Origin of the sequence: Streptomyces sp. NPDC014891 (genome assembly GCF_043081085.1) — a bacterium.
Lineage (GTDB): Bacteria > Actinomycetota > Actinomycetes > Streptomycetales > Streptomycetaceae > Streptomyces.
In genome coordinates this window covers 643,833-661,624 of record NZ_JBIBWF010000003.1, presented here as the reverse complement: position 1 = coordinate 661,624, position 17,792 = coordinate 643,833, and the positions used below count along the sequence as shown (strand labels likewise).

Annotated in this window: 16 protein-coding genes; 11 read left to right on the top strand and 5 right to left on the bottom strand. The window is 73.9% G+C overall.

Annotated features, from left to right (window positions below; all coding sequences use genetic code 11):
* From ACF09E_RS11305 to rpmB, 4 genes are all read right to left on the bottom strand, one after another.
* Window positions 1–366, bottom strand: a complete 366-nt coding sequence (locus tag ACF09E_RS11305) for a hypothetical protein (protein WP_392205022.1) — start codon at window positions 364–366, stop codon at window positions 1–3.
* A gap of 48 nt (window positions 367–414) precedes the next feature.
* A complete protein-coding gene (locus ACF09E_RS11300; RefSeq protein ID WP_392204912.1) occupies window positions 415–996 on the bottom strand; it encodes an RNA polymerase sigma factor in 582 nt (193 codons plus the stop codon).
* Between the two features lie 292 nt (window positions 997–1,288).
* Window positions 1,289–1,594 carry a 30S ribosomal protein S14 gene (gene rpsN / locus ACF09E_RS11295; protein ID WP_392204911.1) on the bottom strand — a complete coding sequence of 102 codons (306 nt, stop codon included), beginning with the start codon at window positions 1,592–1,594 and terminating at the stop codon, window positions 1,289–1,291.
* Window positions 1,594–1,830: a 50S ribosomal protein L28 gene (gene rpmB, locus ACF09E_RS11290; protein ID WP_392204910.1), complete on the bottom strand. Its 237-nt coding sequence runs from the start codon at window positions 1,828–1,830 to the stop codon at window positions 1,594–1,596. Before rpmB ends, rpsN begins: the two co-directional genes overlap by 1 nt.
* A gap of 79 nt (window positions 1,831–1,909) precedes the next feature.
* On the opposite strand from rpmB, the gene rpmG reads away from it, so the two are divergent.
* The 7 genes from rpmG (at window position 1,910) to ACF09E_RS11255 (ending at window position 8,560) form a co-directional block, all read left to right on the top strand.
* On the top strand, window positions 1,910–2,074 hold the full coding sequence (gene rpmG, locus ACF09E_RS11285; protein ID WP_392204909.1) for a 50S ribosomal protein L33: 165 nt from the start codon (window positions 1,910–1,912) through the stop codon (window positions 2,072–2,074).
* 187 nt (window positions 2,075–2,261) lie between these two features.
* Window positions 2,262–2,507: a type B 50S ribosomal protein L31 gene (locus ACF09E_RS11280; RefSeq protein ID WP_392204908.1), complete on the top strand. Its 246-nt coding sequence runs from the start codon at window positions 2,262–2,264 to the stop codon at window positions 2,505–2,507.
* Window positions 2,507–3,655 carry a CobW family GTP-binding protein gene (locus ACF09E_RS11275; protein WP_392204907.1) on the top strand — a complete coding sequence of 383 codons (1,149 nt, stop codon included), beginning with the start codon at window positions 2,507–2,509 and terminating at the stop codon, window positions 3,653–3,655. Before ACF09E_RS11280 ends, ACF09E_RS11275 begins: the two co-directional genes overlap by 1 nt.
* A gap of 45 nt (window positions 3,656–3,700) precedes the next feature.
* The gene (rpsR, locus tag ACF09E_RS11270) at window positions 3,701–3,937 is read left to right on the top strand and encodes a 30S ribosomal protein S18 (protein WP_392204906.1); all 237 of its coding nucleotides are present in this window, start codon (window positions 3,701–3,703) and stop codon (window positions 3,935–3,937) included.
* Window positions 3,938–4,201: 264 nt separating this feature from the next.
* Complete coding sequence (locus ACF09E_RS11265; RefSeq protein WP_392204904.1) at window positions 4,202–6,097, top strand: choice-of-anchor A family protein; 1,896 nt, start codon at window positions 4,202–4,204, stop codon at window positions 6,095–6,097.
* Between the two features lie 267 nt (window positions 6,098–6,364).
* On the top strand, window positions 6,365–7,678 hold the full coding sequence (locus ACF09E_RS11260) for a hypothetical protein (RefSeq protein WP_392204903.1): 1,314 nt from the start codon (window positions 6,365–6,367) through the stop codon (window positions 7,676–7,678).
* Between the two features lie 6 nt (window positions 7,679–7,684).
* A complete protein-coding gene (locus tag ACF09E_RS11255) occupies window positions 7,685–8,560 on the top strand; it encodes a YhjD/YihY/BrkB family envelope integrity protein (protein WP_392204901.1) in 876 nt (291 codons plus the stop codon).
* On the opposite strand, the gene ACF09E_RS11250 is transcribed toward ACF09E_RS11255, so the two are convergent.
* Window positions 8,561–9,562 (bottom strand): PucR family transcriptional regulator, encoded by a 1,002-nt coding sequence (locus ACF09E_RS11250; RefSeq protein WP_392205021.1) that lies wholly within the window; start codon window positions 9,560–9,562, stop codon window positions 8,561–8,563.
* Between the two features lie 287 nt (window positions 9,563–9,849).
* On the opposite strand from ACF09E_RS11250, the gene ACF09E_RS11245 reads away from it, so the two are divergent.
* The 4 genes from ACF09E_RS11245 to ACF09E_RS11230 all read left to right on the top strand — a co-directional run bounded on the left by ACF09E_RS11245 (window position 9,850) and on the right by ACF09E_RS11230 (window position 17,790).
* Window positions 9,850–10,008, top strand: coding sequence for a hypothetical protein (locus ACF09E_RS11245; RefSeq protein ID WP_392204900.1), 159 nt, complete (start codon window positions 9,850–9,852; stop codon window positions 10,006–10,008).
* Between the two features lie 160 nt (window positions 10,009–10,168).
* Entirely contained in the window at window positions 10,169–12,229 is a 2,061-nt protein-coding gene (locus tag ACF09E_RS11240) for a flotillin family protein (RefSeq protein ID WP_392204899.1), read from the top strand.
* Between the two features lie 97 nt (window positions 12,230–12,326).
* Window positions 12,327–17,114 carry a DNA repair ATPase gene (locus ACF09E_RS11235; protein WP_392204898.1) on the top strand — a complete coding sequence of 1,596 codons (4,788 nt, stop codon included), beginning with the start codon at window positions 12,327–12,329 and terminating at the stop codon, window positions 17,112–17,114.
* Between the two features lie 190 nt (window positions 17,115–17,304).
* Window positions 17,305–17,790 (top strand): TrkA C-terminal domain-containing protein, encoded by a 486-nt coding sequence (locus ACF09E_RS11230; protein WP_361857178.1) that lies wholly within the window; start codon window positions 17,305–17,307, stop codon window positions 17,788–17,790.
* The last annotated feature ends 2 nt before the right edge of the window (window positions 17,791–17,792 follow it).

Sequence of the window (17,792 nt, the reverse complement as noted above, 5' to 3'; positions counted from 1 at the left end):
TCACCGGGAAGCGGCCGGGACGCTTCCTTCGGCCGCCGGCTCGCCCGCGGCCTTCGCCGCCGGGTCCGCCTTGGTGAGGGTGCAGACCCCGTCCACGCACTGCCGCTCCAGCCGGCCGCGCGAGATCGTCTGCGCCAGACCGACCATCCAGCAGGTGGGGCAGCCGCGGAAGGCGATGAGCGCCAGCGGGGCCGCGAGCAGGGTGGCCGGTCCGGCGACGGGCACCATGGCGATCGAGCCGATGATCAGCCCGAAGCCGATGGCACCGCGCGCCAGGTGGCGCGGGACGGACTTGCTGGCGAAGTTCAGGTCGTTCGCCGGGGCCTTCTTGCTGACCCGGATCTGGTCGCCCTGGGCGGGCTTCACGATGTTCACGGTCGTGACTCTCCTCCGACGAGGTGGTCGTTGGCTCGATCAGGCCGCCTTGTCGGTGGCCTCATCGGGTGCTTGGTCGATCGTTTCCAGTGACTGACGGACCGCCGCGCGCGCCCGGTGCAGCCGGGACTTCATCGCGGCGTTGCTCAGACCGAGGGAATGAGCCACGGTCCGGCCGGGCAGGCCCTGCACGTCCCGCATGATCAGGACCTGCCGCTGGTCGCGGGGCAGGGCGCCGACCGCGGCCGCGATCCGCTCCACCTCCAGCCTGTGCAGCACCGCCTCCTCGGCGGAGGGCTCCGCGGAGCCCTCCGGCCCGGGCGACGGTTCGTCGGTGCGACGGACGAGCAGCCGCACCTGCCGGAGGCATTCGTTGCGCACGATCCGGAACATCCATGAGGCGAGCGCGCCGGTGGCGCGCAGGCTGCCGATCTTCCGGTAGAGGATGATCAGCGCCTCCTGCGCCGCGTCCTCGGCGTCCTGGGGTGAGGCGCACAGCGAGTTGGCGAACTTGCGCACATGGGGCTGCGATTCCATGACGACGGTGGTGAGCGACGTGACGTCGCCGTCCTGAGCGGCCTTGATCAGCCGCTCGTCCGGCCAGGAGAAACGTGGGTTCATGTGGCTACTCATACCCGGCGGGCGCCTCGCGCGCAGGCACTCGTCAGCTTCGGCTCTTGAAGCGCCGCATGAGGTGCCAGCTGCACGCGCCCACGAGCAGGACTCCGATGACTACGAGGGCCGTGACCATTGTGTTCCTCCTGTTGCCTCGCCGGCCCGTTCGGCCGGTACACACATAAGAGACGGCGGGGTCCCCAGAGGATTCAGCTCCGGCGAAAGTTTTTTCCGTGGATCGCGCGGAGGGCCGCACCGCCCCGCTCCCCGCGAGGCGGACGGCCCTCCTCCGGCGGTGCTACCAGGAGGACTTGGTCACTCCGGGCAGCAGTCCCGCGTGCGCCAGCCGGCGGGTGTCGATCCGGGAGAGGCCGAACCTCCGCAGGTGGCCGCGGGGCCGGCCGTCGACGGCGTCGCGGTTGCGGACCCGGGTGGCGCTGGCGTCGCGCGGCTGCCGGTCCAGCTCCTCCCGGGCGGCCCGGCGCTGTTCGGGCGTCGACGAGGGGCGCCGGAGGGCCTCCTTGAGCTCCGCCCGCCGCGCGGCGTGGCGCGCGACGACCTCCCTGCGCCGCTCGTTCCTCACGATCTTGCTGCGCTTCGCCATCAGACCTTCCCTCCCCGTGCCCTGATCCGGGCGACGGCCGCCTCGATCCCGATCCGGTCCACGGTCCGGACGGCCCGCGCGCTGAGGGTCAGGCGGACGGTCCGGCCCTCGCCGGGCAGCCGGTAGCGCTTGTGCTGGATGTTCGGGTCGAAGCGGCGCGGGGTGCGCCGGTGCGAGTGGGAGACGCGGTGGCCGAAGCCGGGCTCGGCGCCGGTCAGCTGGCAGTGGGCGGACACGGGGGGCTCCTGTTCTCTCGTGGCGGCCGGCGTGGCCACCACTTGTTGGAAATGAAAATCGTTGTCGTATACTAGCGCCATGGCACGCAACGAAATCCGCCCCGTCATCAAGCTGCGCTCCACCGCGGGCACCGGCTTCACCTACGTCACCCGCAAGAACCGGCGCAACGACCCCGACCGGATGGTGCTCCGCAAGTACGACCCGACGGTCCGCCGTCACGTCGACTTCCGGGAAGAGCGCTGACCGCGGCCGCCCCACGGCGATCCGCACGGGCGGCCGTGGGGCGGTCCCCCGAACCGGCGCCCGCCCGAACCGGCGCCCGCCCGGAACGCCGCCCACCCCGCCACCACCGCCCGCCCCGGCCACCACGGAGACACCCCGGACGGGACAGCCGCCGCTCCGGCGGCGGCACGAGAAGAAAGGCCCTGCCATGAAGCCCGGCATCCACCCCGCCTACGGCCCCGTCGTCTTCCGCGACACCGCCTCCGGCTTCGCGTTCCTCACCCGCTCCACGCTGACCGGCGGCAAGGAGATCGAGTGGGAGGACGGACGGACCTACCCGGTCGTCGACGTCGAGATCTCCTCGGCCAGTCACCCCTTCTACACGGGCACCGCCCGGGTCATGGACACCGCCGGACGCGTCGAGCGCTTCGAGCGCCGCTACGGGGCCCGCTGATGGCACCCGACACCCGGCTGCCCGTCGTCATCGTCGCCGGAATCCACGCCGACGCCCGCAAGGAGGTCGTCGAGCGCCTGCTGCGCACCGTCCCCGGCAGCGTCGCCCTCCACCACGACCTCGCCGGCGCCCCCGACGGCACGGTGCGCCGGCTGGTCCGCGACGCCGGCGGAGTCCTCTCCGAGGGCGGGACACCGCTGGTCGACGGCTGTGCCTGCTGCGCCCTGCGCGAGGACCTCGTACCGGAGCTGCTGCGGCTGGCCCACGGCCCGACGCGGCTCGCCGTCGTCGAACTGTGGGACTCGGTCGAACCTAAGACGATGGCCGAGGTCGTCGCGGCGCACTCCGGAGACCTCCTCGTGCTCACGAACGTCGTCACCGCGGTGGACCCGGCCCTCGTCCTGCCCTGCCTCGCCAACGGCGACGACCTCGCCGACGCGGGCCTCGCCGCCGCACCCACCGACCGGCGCACCGTCGGCGACACCTGGGCCCGTCAGCTGGAGTACGCGCCCGTCCTCGCCCTCGTCGACCACGGGCAGGCCGACGACGAGGACCGCGCCCTGCTCGCCCAGCTGCACCCGACCGCCCGGCGGATGGCGGCCGACTCGGCCGAGCTCGCCGCGGCCGCCTTCGCCGGCTTCGACGTCGAGGCGGCGGCCGCGGCGCAGCACCCCGCCTGCGCGCTGCTGCCCCACGACGCCGACGACGCCGGCGTCGCGACCCTCGTCTGGCACCGCCGACGCCCCTTCCACCCCGAGCGCCTCTACGCCGCGCTGGAGGACCTCTGCTGCGCGGCCGCCCGCAGCCGGGGCCGGTTCTGGCTCGCGGACCGGCCGGACACCCTGCTGGCCTGGGACGCCGCCGGCGGCGCCCTGTGCGTGGAGAGCGCCGGCCCCTGGCTCGCCTCCCTGCCGGACGCCGCCTGGGAGCTGGTCCCGCCGATGCGCCGGGCCGCCGCCGCCCTGGACTGGCATCCCGAGCACGGCGACTGCTGCCAGCACCTCGTCTTCACCTCGCCCGGCCTGGACCGCGAAGGACTGGAGCGGCTCCTCGAGTCCTGCCTCCTCACCGACGAGGAGTACGCGGCGGGACCGGACGGCTGGAAGGACCTCCCCGCCGCCTTCGCCCCGCTGCTCGACGCCGCCTGACCCCTACCGCCCGCCCCCGACGACCCCGCAGCCCCGAGGAGCCCCATGACCCGCCGCCCCGAACGCCGCACGCCCGTGAAGAGCCGCCCCAACCCGCTCGACACCGCCGGAATCACGTACATCGACTACAAGGACACCGACCTGTTGCGCACATTCGTCTCGGACCGCGGCAAGATCCGCAGCCGCCGCGTCACCCGCGTCACCGCCCAGCAGCAGCGCCTGCTCGCCGCCGCCGTCAAGAACGCCCGGGAGATGGCCCTCCTGCCGTACGCCGGCCGGTGAGCACCGGGCCGGGGGAGGGGCGCCGCCGACCGGCCGCCGGCGGGCCCACGCGCCGGCGGCCGGCGGCCCACCCGCCCGCCACGGGCAGACCGCAGCTGACGCACGTCCCCCGTCGCCCCGGGTGGCGGCCCTTCGCCGGGACCCCCGTCCTCCTGCTCCATCTGGCAGGCGCCGTTCATGCCAAACAGTGATCGCCGCCCCCGACCGGATCAACGCCGGGCCCCGCGCGTGGTGCCCCGACCAGCGGGAACACAGACTCCCGGCATGACATCCGACTCCCACCGCCGCCCGGCGCGCCCCCGGAGGCGCGCCGGCACCGCCGGGCTCGCGTATGCCGTGTCCCTCGTCGCGGTCCCCGCGCTCATGCTCGGTCCCACCGCGTCCACCGCGCTCGCGGCTCCCCTCCCCGGCGGCCTCGGCCCCTGCGTCCCCGGGGACTGCCCCGACCCGTTCCCCGGGATCGACAACGGCCCCATCGCCGGACGCGACGGCGCGATCAACATCTTCGTCGGCGACGACTTCCTCGTCCGCGGCCGGGCGGCCGAGGCCGAGGGGCGGGTCGTGGTCCTCGACGACTTCGACCAGAACAAGGACGCGGCCGCCGGCGGCACGTACAACCTCGGCATCGTCGGGGTGGGCTCCCGGGTCCCCCCGCCCGACGGATCGGACTTCCTCACCACCGGCGGGGGCGTCACCGTCGCCGCCGGCCAGACGCTCGACACCAAGGGAGGCATCGTCGAGGAGCAGGGCATCGTGCGCCACGCGGGCGCGGTGTCCGGCACGGTGACCGGCACCCTGGTGCAGGACGCGAACGCCGTCGCGCCGTACGCCGGTCTGCGCGACCAGCTCACCGCCGCCAGCAGCTGCTACGCCCGGGTCGACGGCAGCCCCAGGACGCCCACCGGAACGGCGGTGAACCAGGGCGGCCAGACGCTCTTCACCGGCGACGGGACCTCGCAGCTCCAGGTCTTCAACGTCGACTTCGACCTGGAGGGCCCGAACGGCCAGCAGGGCATCGTCTTCGCGAACATCCCCGACACCGCGACGATCCTCGTCAACGTCCTCGGCGAGACGCGCCGGCTGACCACGTACAGCGGCGGCATCGACGACGACACCGACCCGCTCAACGCCTACCGCGAGCGCCTGCTGTGGAACTTCCCCGACGCCACCTCGGTCGACCTGGCCGGGACCGGGCAGTTCCAGGGCAGCTTCCTCATCGGGAACCAGACGTCGAGCACGACCGTCACCCTGCCCGGCATCAACGGCCGCTTCTTCACCACGGGCTCCCTCACCCACACCAGCGCCGCGACGGGCGGCGGCGGCCAGGAGTTCCACGCCTACCCCTTCAACGGCGACCTCCCGAACTGCGACGGGACCAACACGGTCACCGGCGAGGTGCGGGTGCTGAAGACGGACGCGTCGTCGGGTGCGGCGCTGCCGGGGGCGACCTTCCAGTTGTGGAAGGAGTCGAACGGTACGGCGGGACTGCAGACGTCGGGGACGGATGCGGACGCGCAGGTGGGTGAGGCGTGCACGACGGGCGCCGACGGTGTGTGCGAGCGGACGGTGGAGACGGGGACGTACTACTGGCAGGAGACGGCGGCGCCGGACGGCTACGACCTGCCGTCGCCCGCGGTCTTCGGCCCGCTGGTCCTGACCGAGGCGAACGCCGAGGCGGGCGTCTCGGTCACCGCGGCCAACAGCCGGACCCCCGTTCCGCCCGGCACCGGCTCCGTCAGGCTGCTGAAGAGCGACGCGGACAGCGGCCTGCCGCTGCCGGGCGCGACGTTCGAGCTGTGGGAGGAGACCAACGGCCGCACCGGTCTGCAGACGGACGGCACCTCGCCCGACACCCGCGTCGGGACGTCCTGCACCACCGACCGGGCGGGGCTCTGCTCCTTCGGTGAGCTGGACTACGGCACCTACTACCTGAAGGAGACCGCCGTCCCGGACGGCTACGTCCTGCCGGCCGACCCGGTCACCGGTCCCTACACCCTCGATGCCGACCAGCGGCTCGTGGTGGCCCGGCTGGACAACAGCCGCGGCGAGGACCCGTGCGAGGACGGCGGCTACGGGGACGAGGGCTACGGCGACCCCGGTTACGGAGACCAGGGCTACGGTTCCTGCCTCCGCGCGAAGGCCCGCGCCGCCACCGCCTGAGCAGGCCGACGGCCCCGCCTGAGCAGGCCGACGGCACTCCCCGAGCAGGCCGACGGCCCCGCCCTAAGGGCGTTGACGAAGCCGCGCCCACCGCCCCTCCCAGGGGGCGGTGGGCGCGGCCCGTTCGCGTCCTGAGGCCCCAGCCCCCTCGCCCGGCGACGCCCGTGCCGACCGTCCGCGCCCCGCCGTCTCACCCGTTCGATCCGCCCCGTCTGGCCGGAGCCGCGCAGTCGGGATTGGCTGGGTCCACACCGTGAGGAGGCACCCGTGGCCGCTGACGACAACGCCGGGAACGACGAGCACACGGACGAACTGTCCGCGCTGCGCGCACGGGTCGCCGCCCTGGAGGGCGAAGCGGCCGCCCGCCCCGCTCCCCGGCACCGCGGACGCTCCTTCCTGGCCGCCGTGCTCATCGTGATCGGATGCGTCCTCGCCCCGCTCGGCATCGTCGCCGCCTGGACGTCCGACATCGTCGGCGACACCGACCGGTACGTCGCCACCGTCGCCCCGCTCGCCTCCGACGCCGACGTGCAGGCCGCGGTCGCGAACCGGGTGACCGCCGCGGTCATGGACCACATCGACCTCCAGGACCTCCTGGAGCAGGCCGCCCCCGAGGAACGCCCGCTGCTCGCCAAGGGACTCGACAAGCTCGGCGGGTCCCTGGAGAGCGCCCTCGCCGGCTTCGTCCACGACAAGGCGCAGGAGGTCGTCGCCTCCGACGCCTTCGAGACGGTCTGGACCGATGCCAACCGGGCCGTCCACACCTCCGTGGTCCGCGCCCTGACGGGAAGCGGCGACGGAGCCGTACAGATCAAGAACGACACCGTGACCGTCGACCTGGCCCCCGTGATCGAACGGGTCAAGCAGCGCCTGATCGACTCCGGGCTGACCGTGGCCGCCAAGATCCCCGAGGTCCACACCGACTTCACCGTCGTCAAGTCCGAGGACATCGGCAAGGTCAAGACCTGGTTCCGGCTGCTCCAGGTCATGGGCCTCTGGCTGCCCGTGCTCGCGCTGCTGCTGGTGGCCGGGGGAGTCCTGCTCTCCACCCACCGCCGGCGCACCCTCATCGCCTCCTCGATCGGTCTCGCGGCCGCCGCCCTGGTCCTCGGCATCGCGCTGACCGTCTTCCGCACGGTCTACCTCAACGCCCTGCCCGACAACGTCTCGCAGGCCGCCGCCTCGTCCGTCTACGACGCACTGATCCACTTCCTGCGCACCACGGTCCGCATGGTGGTGGTCCTCGGCCTGGTGGTCGCCCTCGCCGCCTGGCTCACCGGCCCCAGCCGGCCCGCCGTCGTCACCCGCGGCATGTGGAACTCCGGCATCGACGCGACCCGCGCCGCGGCGGACCGGGCCGGACTGCGGACGGGCCCCGTCGGCCCCTTCGTACGCCGCCACCGCACGTGGATCACCTGGATCCTGGTCCTGCTGGCGGTCCTCGTGTACGTCCTCTGGGACCACCCGACCGCCTGGGTGGTCGTGGGCCTCGCGCTGGTCCTCCTTTTCGCCTTCGCCGTGGTCCGGTTCCTCGCGGCGGAGCCTGCCGACGCCGACGGGGAAGCGCAGCTCCGGACGTAGCGCCCGGTGCCCGGGAAGCGGACGGCGGCGGCCCTGGCGGCCCGCTGGCGGCACCTGCGGGCGAGAGCGGAGCACCGGCTGCCCGTCCTGACCGAGATCGCGAGCCGGCTGCTGGGCGGGAACCTGCTGGACGCGGGCACCAGACTCGCGGCCCAGGCCTTCCTGGCCGCCGTCCCCCTGCTGTTCGCGGTGGCGGCGTTCGCCCCGGCCGCCGTACGGGACCAGTTGTGCGACTCCCTGCGGGCCATGTTCGGACTGAGCGGCGAGTCCGACGCCGAACTGCAGAAGGTCCTGAACGGCTCCGGCGACGAGGAACTGCGGGAGACGACCGGAGCGGTCGGACTGGTCGTCGCGCTGGTCTCCGCCACCAGCTTCAGCCGGGCCATGGCGCGGGTCTGCGAGCGCGCGTGGGCCCTGCCCAAGGCGAAGACCCGGGTCGCGGTCTGGCGCTGGGTGGTGTGGCTGCTCGCCCTGCTCCTGGTGGTGCTCGTCCAGGGACCGCTGCGGGACGGCTTCGGGGCGGGCCTCTGGCTCGGCGTCCCGGTCTTCTTCCTCGTGAGCGTCGGCATCTGGATGTGGACGCAGCACCTGCTGCTGGTCAAGCGCGTCCCCTGGCTGCCGCTGCTCCCCGGCGCGGTCCTGGCGGCGGTGGCCACGAGCGCCCTCTCGCTGACGGCCCGGCTCTACATGCCCGCCGCACTCGACAAGGCGCTCGCGGAGTACGGCTCCCTCGGACTCGTCCTCACCATGCTGTCCTGGCTGATCGTCGTGTGCGCGGCGATCACCTTCGCGTTCACCATCGGCGCGGTCCTCGCCCAGGAGCCGCCCCTGCGCCGTCACCTGGGACTGGACGAGGTCGCCACGGAGGAAGAGGCGGAGTGATCACAGGGGCTGGTCCGGCCAGCCCAGGAGCCGGGCTCCGACGACGGCGGTCTGCAGGGTGTAGCGCTGCACCGGGTCGCCGGGATCGGCACCGGTCAGCCGGTGGATGCGGTCGAGCCGGTACGTCATCGCCCGCACGCTCAGACCGAGACGGCGGGCCGCCTGGGCGGTGGTGCAGCCGGTGTCGAAGTACGCCGTGAGGGTGTCGAGCAGCGGCCCCGCCCCGCCGCGGGCCTCCTGGAGCGGGCCGAGGACGGTGCGCACGAGGTCGGCCATGGCCTGCCGGTCCCGGGTGAGGACCGGATACACGAGCAGGTCGGCGGCGCGCAGGACCGGATCGTCGAGATCCATCCGCGCGGCGAGGTCGAGCGCGTTGAGGGCCTCCTCGTAGGAGTGGACGACGCCGCCGGGGCCCGGGTGCGCGCGGCCGATCGCGACCTGTCCGCCGTCGGTCGCCGCGTACGCCTGCTTGGCGAAGTGGGCGAGCACATCGGGCTCGTCGGCGGGCGCGACGCAGATCAGCCGCCCGTCCTTGGTGGTGAGCAGGATGCGCCGGTTGCCGAAGCGGGCGATGAGCGAGGCCTCGACGGTACGGGTGACCGCGAAGCCGTCCTCGTACGGCTCCCGCCCCTGGGCGACGGCCACGGCGTGCGCGTGGGAGAGGAGCAGGCCGAAGCGTTCGGCCCGCTCGGCCAGGCGGCCGAGGTCGCTCCGTCCGTAGAGCAGGTCGTCGATGAACTCGCGTCGTGCGGCCTCCTCCTGACGGACCGCCAGACGCTGGGCTCGTTCGTGGCCCTCCGCGAAGGCGTCGACGGCCTGTTCCACGGCGCTCAGGAGGTGCTCGGCGGAGGCCCGCGGCAGTGCGGGACGCAGCCGCTCGGCGGCGGCGAGATGGGCGCGGACGAGGACGCGCAGGCCGATGCCCGCCTCCGCGGCGCGCTCCCCCCACGAGCGCAGCGCCTCGCGCTCCTCCCGGAGGAGGCCCCGGCCGGTCGTGCACATCAGGCCCAGTATCCCGGCGTACTCCTCCAGGTGCTCCTCGCCCCGTTCCCGCTCCGTCACGACCCCTCCAGGATTCCCCTCGCCGCCGTCCCGCATTCCGGACGCGCGGTGTCCCAGACTGGCACGGCGGCCTCCGGGGTCCGCCACCGGCATCAAGAACGCGTCAAGATTGCCGGGTTGCGGCAATGCGCGGCGGGAGGCGCCTGGGCCAGGATGGGTCGCGGAAGGGCACGGGCGCGAGCTCGATGCCGGGAGAGGGAAACGGCGACGTGTCAGGGGGAGGGGCCATGGGGGAGTACTCGTACGGCGCCCTCGGCGTCCCCGCGCCGCCGACCGGCGCCGCCCTCGCCGCCGCCGAGTCGGCCTCCCGGGCGTCGGCCAAGCTCTTCCCCGACGAACCCGGGGCCTTCCGCCAGGACGCCGCCGGTCTGCCCGGGGCCTTCTAGCCGGGACCGAGCCGCCGCCCCCGGGTGGCGCCGTCCCTCCGCACCCTCGGTGGCGCGGGGAGCCGCACCCGCACGGGAGCGCCCCCGCCGTCCGGTGCCCGGCCCGCCGCCCGAGCCCGCGGCCTCCCCTTTCCCTTCCTCCATCGACACGGGGTCTTTCATGGATGCCATCACCGTGGGCATCGGCGTGTTCGTCGCCGCTGCCCTGCTCATCACCCTCCTGCTGGTCCTCGTCGTCAGCCGGCTCTTCCGCAAGGTGGAGCAGGGCAAGGCGCTGATCGTCTCCAGGATGCGGAAGGTCGACGTGACCTTCACCGGGCAGGTCGTCCTGCCCGTGCTGCACAAGGCCGAGGTCATGGACATCTCGGTCAAGACCATCGAGATCTCCCGGACCGGCCGCGACGGCCTGATCTGCCGCGACAACATCCGGGCCGACATCCGCATCTCGTTCTTCGTCCGGGTCAACAAGTCCGTAGAGGACGTCATCAAGGTCGCCCAGGCGATCGGCACCGCCCGTGCCAGCGACAAGGAGACGCTGCAGGAGCTGTTCAACGCGAAGTTCTCCGAGGCGCTCAAGACCGTCGGCAAGCAGCTCGACTTCACCGACCTCTACACCAAGCGCGAGGAACTCCGCTTCCGGATCATCGAGATCATCGGCATCGACCTCAACGGCTACAGCCTGGAGGACGCCGCCATCGACTACCTGGAGCAGACCCCGCTCGCCCAGCTCGACCCGGGCAACATCCTCGACGCCCAGGGCATCCGCAAGATCACCGAACTGACGGCCGTGGAGAACGTCCGGACGAACGAGTACCGGCAGCACGAGCAGAAGGAGATCACCCGGCAGAACGTCGACGCCCGCGAGGCCATCCTGGAGCTGGAACGGCGCCAGGCCGACGCCGAGATCAAGCAGAAGCGCGAGATCGACACCGCGCGGGCCCGCGAGGAGGCGGAGACCGCCCGCGTGGTCGAGGAGGAGAGGCTGCGGGCGCAGAGCGCGTTCCTCAAGACCGAGGAGCAGCTCGGGATCCAGCGGGAGAACCAGGCGCGCGAGGTGGCCGTGGCCCAGAAGAACCGCGAGCGGGTCATCGCCGTCGAGAACGAGCGGATCGAGAAGGACCGGCTCCTGGAGGTCATCGCACGGGACCGGGAGACCGAACTGACCCGCATCTCGGCCGAGAAGGAGGTCGAGGCGGAGCGCCGCGAGATCGCCGAGGTGATCCGCGAGCGGGTCGCCGTGGACCGTACGGTCGCCGAGCAGGAGGAGTCCATCAAGCGGCTGCGGGCGGTCGAGGAGGCCGAGCGGACCCGCCAGGCGATCGTCATCGCCGCGGAGGCCGAGGCGCAGGAGAAGCTGGTCAAGGACATCAAGGCGGCGGAGGCGGCCGAGCAGGCCGCCGTGCACCGGGCCGCCGAGGAACTCACCCTCGCCGAGGCCCGCAACAAGGCCGCCGACATGGAGGCGCGGGCCAAGATCCGCCTCGCCGAGGGAGTCCAGGCGGAGGCCGCCGCCGAGGGCCTGGCCGCCGCGCAGGTCCGTGAGCGGGAGGCCGACGCGATCGAGCGGACCGGACGTGCCGAGGCCGAGGCCACCGAGGCGCGGCTGCGTGCCGAGGCGGAGGGCCTGCGGGCCAGGGCGCTCGCCGAGTCCACCGCGATCGGCGAGAAGCTCAAGGCCGAGGCGGAGGGACTCCAGCAGAAGGCCGTCGCCGTCGCCGCGTTCGACGAGGCGTCCCGCACGCACGAGGAGTACCGCCTCCGGCTGGAGGCCGAGAAGGACATCCGGCTCGCCGGACTCGACGTGCAGCGGCAGGTCGCCGAGGCGCAGGCCACCGTCCTCGCGACGGGCCTGGAGCACGCCGACATCAACATCGTCGGAGGGGAGTCGGTCTTCCTCGACCGTCTCGTGCAGTCGGTCTCCCTCGGCAAGTCCGTCGACGGCTTCGTCGAGCACTCCCGGACCGCGCGGACGCTGGCCGGCCCGTGGCTGAACGGAGAGGGCTCCTTCACCGAGGACCTCGGCAAGGTGCTCGGTTCGCTGTCCACGGCCGACGTGCAGAACCTCAGCGTCTCGGCACTGCTCGCGAAGGTCATGGGGTCCGGTGTGCTCGACGCCCCCGCCGCCGGCCCCGCCGCGACGGGCGCCCCGGACACCGCGGTCCCGGCCGCGACGGCCCCGGCCACCGGGACGGCGGCACTGAACGGCGCCGCCACGAGCTGACCGCCACGGGGGTGCGGTCACCAGGGGGCCGGTGCCGGCGAACGGGGGAGTCGACGGCACCGGACCCCCACCCACCACGGACAAGGAGCGGAACGAGATGAGCGCCCGAATCGACCGGGACACCTACACGGTGCTGCGCGACCGGCTCGCCGCGCACGCCGGCGAACTGGCCGGACGGGCGGAACGGCTCAACGAGGCCCGCACCGCGGTCTTCGGCTCGGGCGAACTGGGCCTCACCGGCACGGTCCACGTCCGCACCGGACGCGCCGGCACACCCCGGGACGTCGTCGCCGTCGGCGACGACCTGCTGCTCCTCGGCTTCCACCCGTCGGCCGCGGAACCGTCCGGGACCTCCGTCGGCGACGTGTTCACCCTCTGCGACCGCGAACTGAACCCGCTGCCCGCGACCGCGGTGCCGGGCCTCCTCGACGACCCGGCCTTCGTCCGGGAGTTCGCCGCCCTGCACCGCTACTTCCGGGGCGCCCGCCTGCTGCGGCTGCGCCGGACGGACGGCCGGCTGCTCGCCGTCTTCCGCACCGGGGAGCAGGCCGACGACCTCCGCGTCCTGCGCTGGGCCGTCGGACCGTACGGCGAGACGCGGTTCCTCGACGCGCGGGGCGAGCGCGACCACGTCGTCCCGCCCTCCCAGGACGTCGCATGGACCGAGACGAGCCGCGAGGACCACGTGCCGGGCCGCCACCCGCACATCTCGCTCGGCGGCCGCCTCCACGTCTCCACGGCCGGCGGCGCCCTGACGCTCAAGACGGAGAACGACACCGAGACGGCCGAGGGCGTCCACACGGAGCCGGTCGACGAGCCGCTGCAGTCCCCGGCCGACGCCGAGGTGGCCTACGCGGTCGTCGGCGCCCTGATCCTCGTGCGGGTCCGCCCGTACAAGGAGGAGGTCCGCCGCCACCTCGTCTACAACACCCTGACCGGCGGCGTGGTGAGGCTGGACGCCCTCGGACAGGCGTGCCTGCGGCTGCCCGACGACGAGGGGATCGTGTTCCCCGGCGGCTACTGCCTGGCCTCCGGGGCCGTACGGACCTTCGACACCGACACCGCGGGGCTGGCCTACGACCGGACCGTCCGGTCCCCCGACGGTGAGGACCTCCTCTTCGTCTTCCGTGCCCGGGCGGAGGGCCGCACCCTCCTCCTTCCGTACCACCTGATCCGCAAGGAGATCGCGACCCCGGTCGCCTGCACCGGCTACGCGCTCCTCGACGACGGCACCATGGCCGTGCTGCGCGGCGGAGCGGGCGAACCGGGACGGGTCCACCCGGTGCAGCTCTGGCGCACGCCGTACGTCTCCGACACCCACGTGACCACCGCGGACGACGGGCCCCTGGCCCGCGTCGGCAACGCCGACCTCGTCCGCGGCATCGCGGACTGCCTGTCGATCGCCCGGCAGGCCGCCGAACTCACCCCCGCCGGCGAGGTGTACGAGGCCCTCGTCGCCGCCTGCGTGCGCGCGGGCGACGTCCACCACTGGCTGGGCGACCCCGACCTCGGGGACCTCGGCTCCCCCCTGAACGAGCTCCGCTCCACCGCCGCGCAGGTCCTCGCCGAGTTCGAGACCGTGAGCACGCTCACCCGGCAGGCCGCCGAGGCGCTGGACGAATCCACCCGAAGGATCGGCGCACTGGTCCGCCGGGTCCGGGGGGAAGCCCCCGCCACGGCCGCCGAGTGGATCTCCAGGATCACCGAACTCCGCGGGGAACAGGGCCGCCTGGCCACCCTCGGGGAGATGCGGTACGCCGACACGGACGCTGTCGGCGCCCTCTCCCGGAGCGTCGGCACCGACATCGACGCGACCGCCCGGCGGGCCGTCGCCTTCCTCCGCCGCGAGGACGCCTTCACCGCCCACGGCACCGAGGCGCGGCGACTGGCGGCCGAGGCCGGGGCGGTCACCACCGTCGCCGGGACGGCCCCGCTCGCGGAGCGGCTCGACGCGGACACCGCGGGCCTGCGGACGCTCAGCGAGACCGTCGCCGGGCTCGACATCGGCGACGCCACCGTCAGGACCTCCATCCTCGCCCGCATCGCCGAGGTCCTGGGCGAACTGAACGGCGCCCGCGCCGTCCTCGCCGCCCGCCGAGCCGAACTCCTCGACCGCGAGGGCCGGGACGAGTTCGCCGCCGAGACGGCCCTGCTCGGCCAGGCCGTCACCGGGGCGCTGGCCGCCGCGGACACCCCCGACGCCTGCGACGAACAGCTCGGCAGACTCCTGCTCCACCTGGAGGACCTGGAGTCCCGCTTCGCCGAACACGACGGCTTCGTCGCCGACATCGCCGAGCGGCGCGGCTCGATCCACGACGCCTTCACCGCCCGCAGGCAGTCCCTCCAGGACGCCCGCGCCCGCCGCACCGAGCAACTCGCGCTCTCCGCGGGCCGGGTGCTGGAGACGATCGCCCGCCGGGCCGCGACCCTGGGCGACCGGGACGCGGTGCACACCTACTTCGCCTCCGACCCCATGGTCGCCAAGGTCCGGCGCACCGCCGACACCCTGCGCGAACTCGGCGACCAGGTACGCGCCGAGGAACTGGAGGGCCGACTCGGCGCCGCCCGCCAGGAGGCGGCACGGGCGCTCCGCGACCGCGTCGAGCTCTTCGCGGACGGCGGCGACACCCTCAGGCTCGGGCGGCACCGCTTCGCCGTCAACCGCCAGGCCCCCGAACTGACCCTCGTCCCGCACGGGGACACCCTCGTCCTCGCCCTGACCGGAACCGACTACCGGGCACCCGTCACCGACCCGGCCCTCGCCGGGACGCGCCCCCTCTGGCAGCGGACCCTGCCCTCGGAGTCGCCCGAGGTCTACCGGGCCGAGCACCTGGCCGCCCGACTGCTGTCCGCGCACGGACCGGCCGAGCTGGCGGACGCGGACCTGCCCGCCCTCGCCCGACGCGCCGCCGAGGCCGCCTACGACGAGGGGTACGAGCGCGGCGTCCACGACCACGACGCCGCGGCGATCCTGGAAGCGGTACTCGCCCTGGGCGACGGGGCGGGACTCCTCCGCCACCCCGGAGCCGCCCGCGCAGCGGCCCAGGACTTCTGGGCCCACGCCACCACCCCCGAGACCCGGGACCAGTGGACCCGCCGCGCGGCCTCCCTGACCCGGGCCCGCGACCTCTTCGGCACGGAGACCGCCCTCGACGGCCTGCGACGGGAACTGGCCGAGGAGACCGGCGACGCCACGGCGGCCGCCTACCTGGTCGCCGAACTCGCTGCCGCGCCCCAGGGATTCGCCCTCTCCGGCGCGGCGCGGACCCTGCTCGACTCCTTCCGCCGCGCCGTCGGCACCTCCGGGTACGACGAGGCCCTCGCCGCCGTCACGGAGCCCGGAGCCCGCCGCGGACTCGTCGAGGCCTGGCTCGGCTCGTACGCGGCGGCGCGGGGCGGGCCGGCCGACGCGGGCGTCCTCGCCGAGGCCGTCGCCGTCGAACTCTGCCCGGACCTCGACCGGTACGAGGCCGACGCCCCGACCACGGCCACGGTCACCGGACTGCTCGGCAGCCACCCCCGCGTGCAGGGGGGCGCGCTGGAGATCCGCCTCGACGAGTTCCTCGCCCGCACCGGGGCGTTCGCCGCCGACGAGGTGCCCGCCTTTCGCGCCTACCAGGAGCACCGCGCCCGGCTCGTCGCCGCCGAGCGCACCCGGCTCCGCCTGGACGACCACCGGCCCCGCGTCATGGCGTCCTTCGTCCGCAACCGGCTCGTCGACGAGGTCTACCTCCCGCTCGTCGGCGACGGCCTCGCCAGACAGCTCGGCGCGGCCGGGGACGCAGGGCGCACCGGCTCCCACGGCCTGCTCCTCCTCCTCTCGCCGCCCGGCTACGGCAAGACCACGCTGATCGAGTACGTCGCCGAACGCCTCGGACTGCTCCTCGTGAAGGTCGACGGCCCCGCGCTGGGACAGCGCACGACCTCGCTCGACCCCGCCGAGGCCCCCGACGCGACCGCCCGCCGGGAACTGGAGAAGATCGCCTTCGCCCTGGCGGCGGGCAGCAACGTCCTGCTGTACCTCGACGACATCCAGCACACCTCGCCGGAGTTCCTGCAGAAGTTCATCCCCCTCTGCGACGCCACCCGCACGCTGAACGGCCACGACCTGCGCGGGAAGCGCTTCGCCGTGTGCATGGCCGGAAACCCGTACACCGAGTCCGGACGCGCCTTCCGCGTCCCGGACATGCTGGCCAACCGGGCCGACGTGTGGAACCTCGGAGACGTGCTGACCGGGAAGGAGGAGGCCTTCGCCCTCAGCTTCGTCGAGAACGCCCTCACCTCCCACCCGGTCCTCGCCCCGCTCGCCGGGCGGGACCGCGCCGACCTGGAACTCCTGACCCGGCTGGCGGCGGACGACCCGACGGCGCGCCGCGACCGGCTCGCCCACCCCTACGCCCCCGCCGAACTCGACCAGGTCCTCGCCGTGCTCCGCCACGTCCTGACCGCGCGCGCGACCGTGCTCGCGGTCAACGCGGAGTACATCGCCTCGGCCGCCGTCGCCGACGAGGCCCGCACCGAGCCGCCGTTCCGGCTCCAGGGCTCGTACCGCACCATGAACAGGATCGCCGCCCGGATCTCGCCCGCCATGAACGCCGCCGAGCTGGACGCCCTCGTCGACGACCACTACACGGCCGAGGCCCAGACCCTCACCACCGAGGCAGAGGCCAACCTGCTCAAGCTCGCCGCGCTCCGCGGCACGCTCACCCCCGCGCAGGCGGACCGCTGGACGGAGATCCTCGCCGCCCACGCGCGGACCCGGGCGCTCGGCGGGTCCGAGGGCGACCCTCTCGCCCGCGCGGTCGCCGCCCTGGGCCTGCTCGCCGACCGCCTCACGGCCGTCGAGACCGCGATCACCCGCGCGGCGGACCCCCGGCTGGTCTGACCTGCGACGGAGTCCACTTCCCCAGCCCATCGTCACGCCCCGGAAAGGGAGGTGTCCATCCGTGCCGACACCCATATTTCAGCCACGCGGAAAGTGGCACGATGGCCCCCGCCGTGCGGCGTCCTCCTGCCCCGGAGCCGGCTGCCGCCGCGCCGGCGCCACGTACCAGACGAACACGAGGGGGACGACCGTGCCTGCTCCACGCATGAGCACCACACCACTGCCCGGCATCGGGGTCCAGTACGACCTCACCACCCGCGAGCACCGCCACCTCTCCGTGGTCGCGCACCGCGACGGCACCCGGACGGTGAGCCTCTACCGGGCGGACGACCCCGACGCCTGCGCGCAGTCCCTGCACCTGACGGGCGCCGAGACGGCCTCGCTCATCGACGCGCTGATGCCGGCCCACCACAGCCCCAACGTCCTGCACACCACCGATCTCGGGCTGGTGGCCGAACGGATCGAGCTCTCCGCCCACTCCTACTGGAACGGCAAGGTGCTGGGGGAGACGCGGATGCGGACCGAGACCGGCGCGTCGATCGTGGCCGTGCTGCGGCGCGCGGAGGCCCGGCCCTCGCCCGCGCCGGACTTCCGCCTCGCCGGCGGGGACACCCTCATCGTGATCGGCACCCGCGAAGGCGTCGACGCCGCGGCCTCCGTACTCGGACGGGAGTGACG

Excerpts from the sequence above, each read along its gene's own strand:
- ACF09E_RS11300 (WP_392204912.1), bottom strand. The coding sequence starts at position 996 with ATGAACCCACGTTTCTCCTGGCCGGACGAGCGGCTGATCAAGGCCGCT.
- rpsN (WP_392204911.1), bottom strand. The coding sequence starts at position 1,594 with ATGGCGAAGCGCAGCAAGATCGTGAGGAACGAGCGGCGCAGGGAGGTC.
- rpmG (WP_392204909.1), top strand. The coding sequence starts at position 1,910 with ATGGCACGCAACGAAATCCGCCCCGTCATCAAGCTGCGCTCCACCGCG.
- ACF09E_RS11280 (WP_392204908.1), top strand. The coding sequence starts at position 2,262 with ATGAAGCCCGGCATCCACCCCGCCTACGGCCCCGTCGTCTTCCGCGAC.
- ACF09E_RS11275 (WP_392204907.1), top strand. The coding sequence starts at position 2,507 with ATGGCACCCGACACCCGGCTGCCCGTCGTCATCGTCGCCGGAATCCAC.
- rpsR (WP_392204906.1), top strand. The coding sequence starts at position 3,701 with ATGACCCGCCGCCCCGAACGCCGCACGCCCGTGAAGAGCCGCCCCAAC.
- ACF09E_RS11265 (WP_392204904.1), top strand. The coding sequence starts at position 4,202 with ATGACATCCGACTCCCACCGCCGCCCGGCGCGCCCCCGGAGGCGCGCC.
- ACF09E_RS11250 (WP_392205021.1), bottom strand. The coding sequence starts at position 9,562 with ATGTGCACGACCGGCCGGGGCCTCCTCCGGGAGGAGCGCGAGGCGCTG.
- ACF09E_RS11245 (WP_392204900.1), top strand. The coding sequence starts at position 9,850 with ATGGGGGAGTACTCGTACGGCGCCCTCGGCGTCCCCGCGCCGCCGACC.
- ACF09E_RS11240 (WP_392204899.1), top strand. The coding sequence starts at position 10,169 with ATGGATGCCATCACCGTGGGCATCGGCGTGTTCGTCGCCGCTGCCCTG.
- ACF09E_RS11235 (WP_392204898.1), top strand. The coding sequence starts at position 12,327 with ATGAGCGCCCGAATCGACCGGGACACCTACACGGTGCTGCGCGACCGG.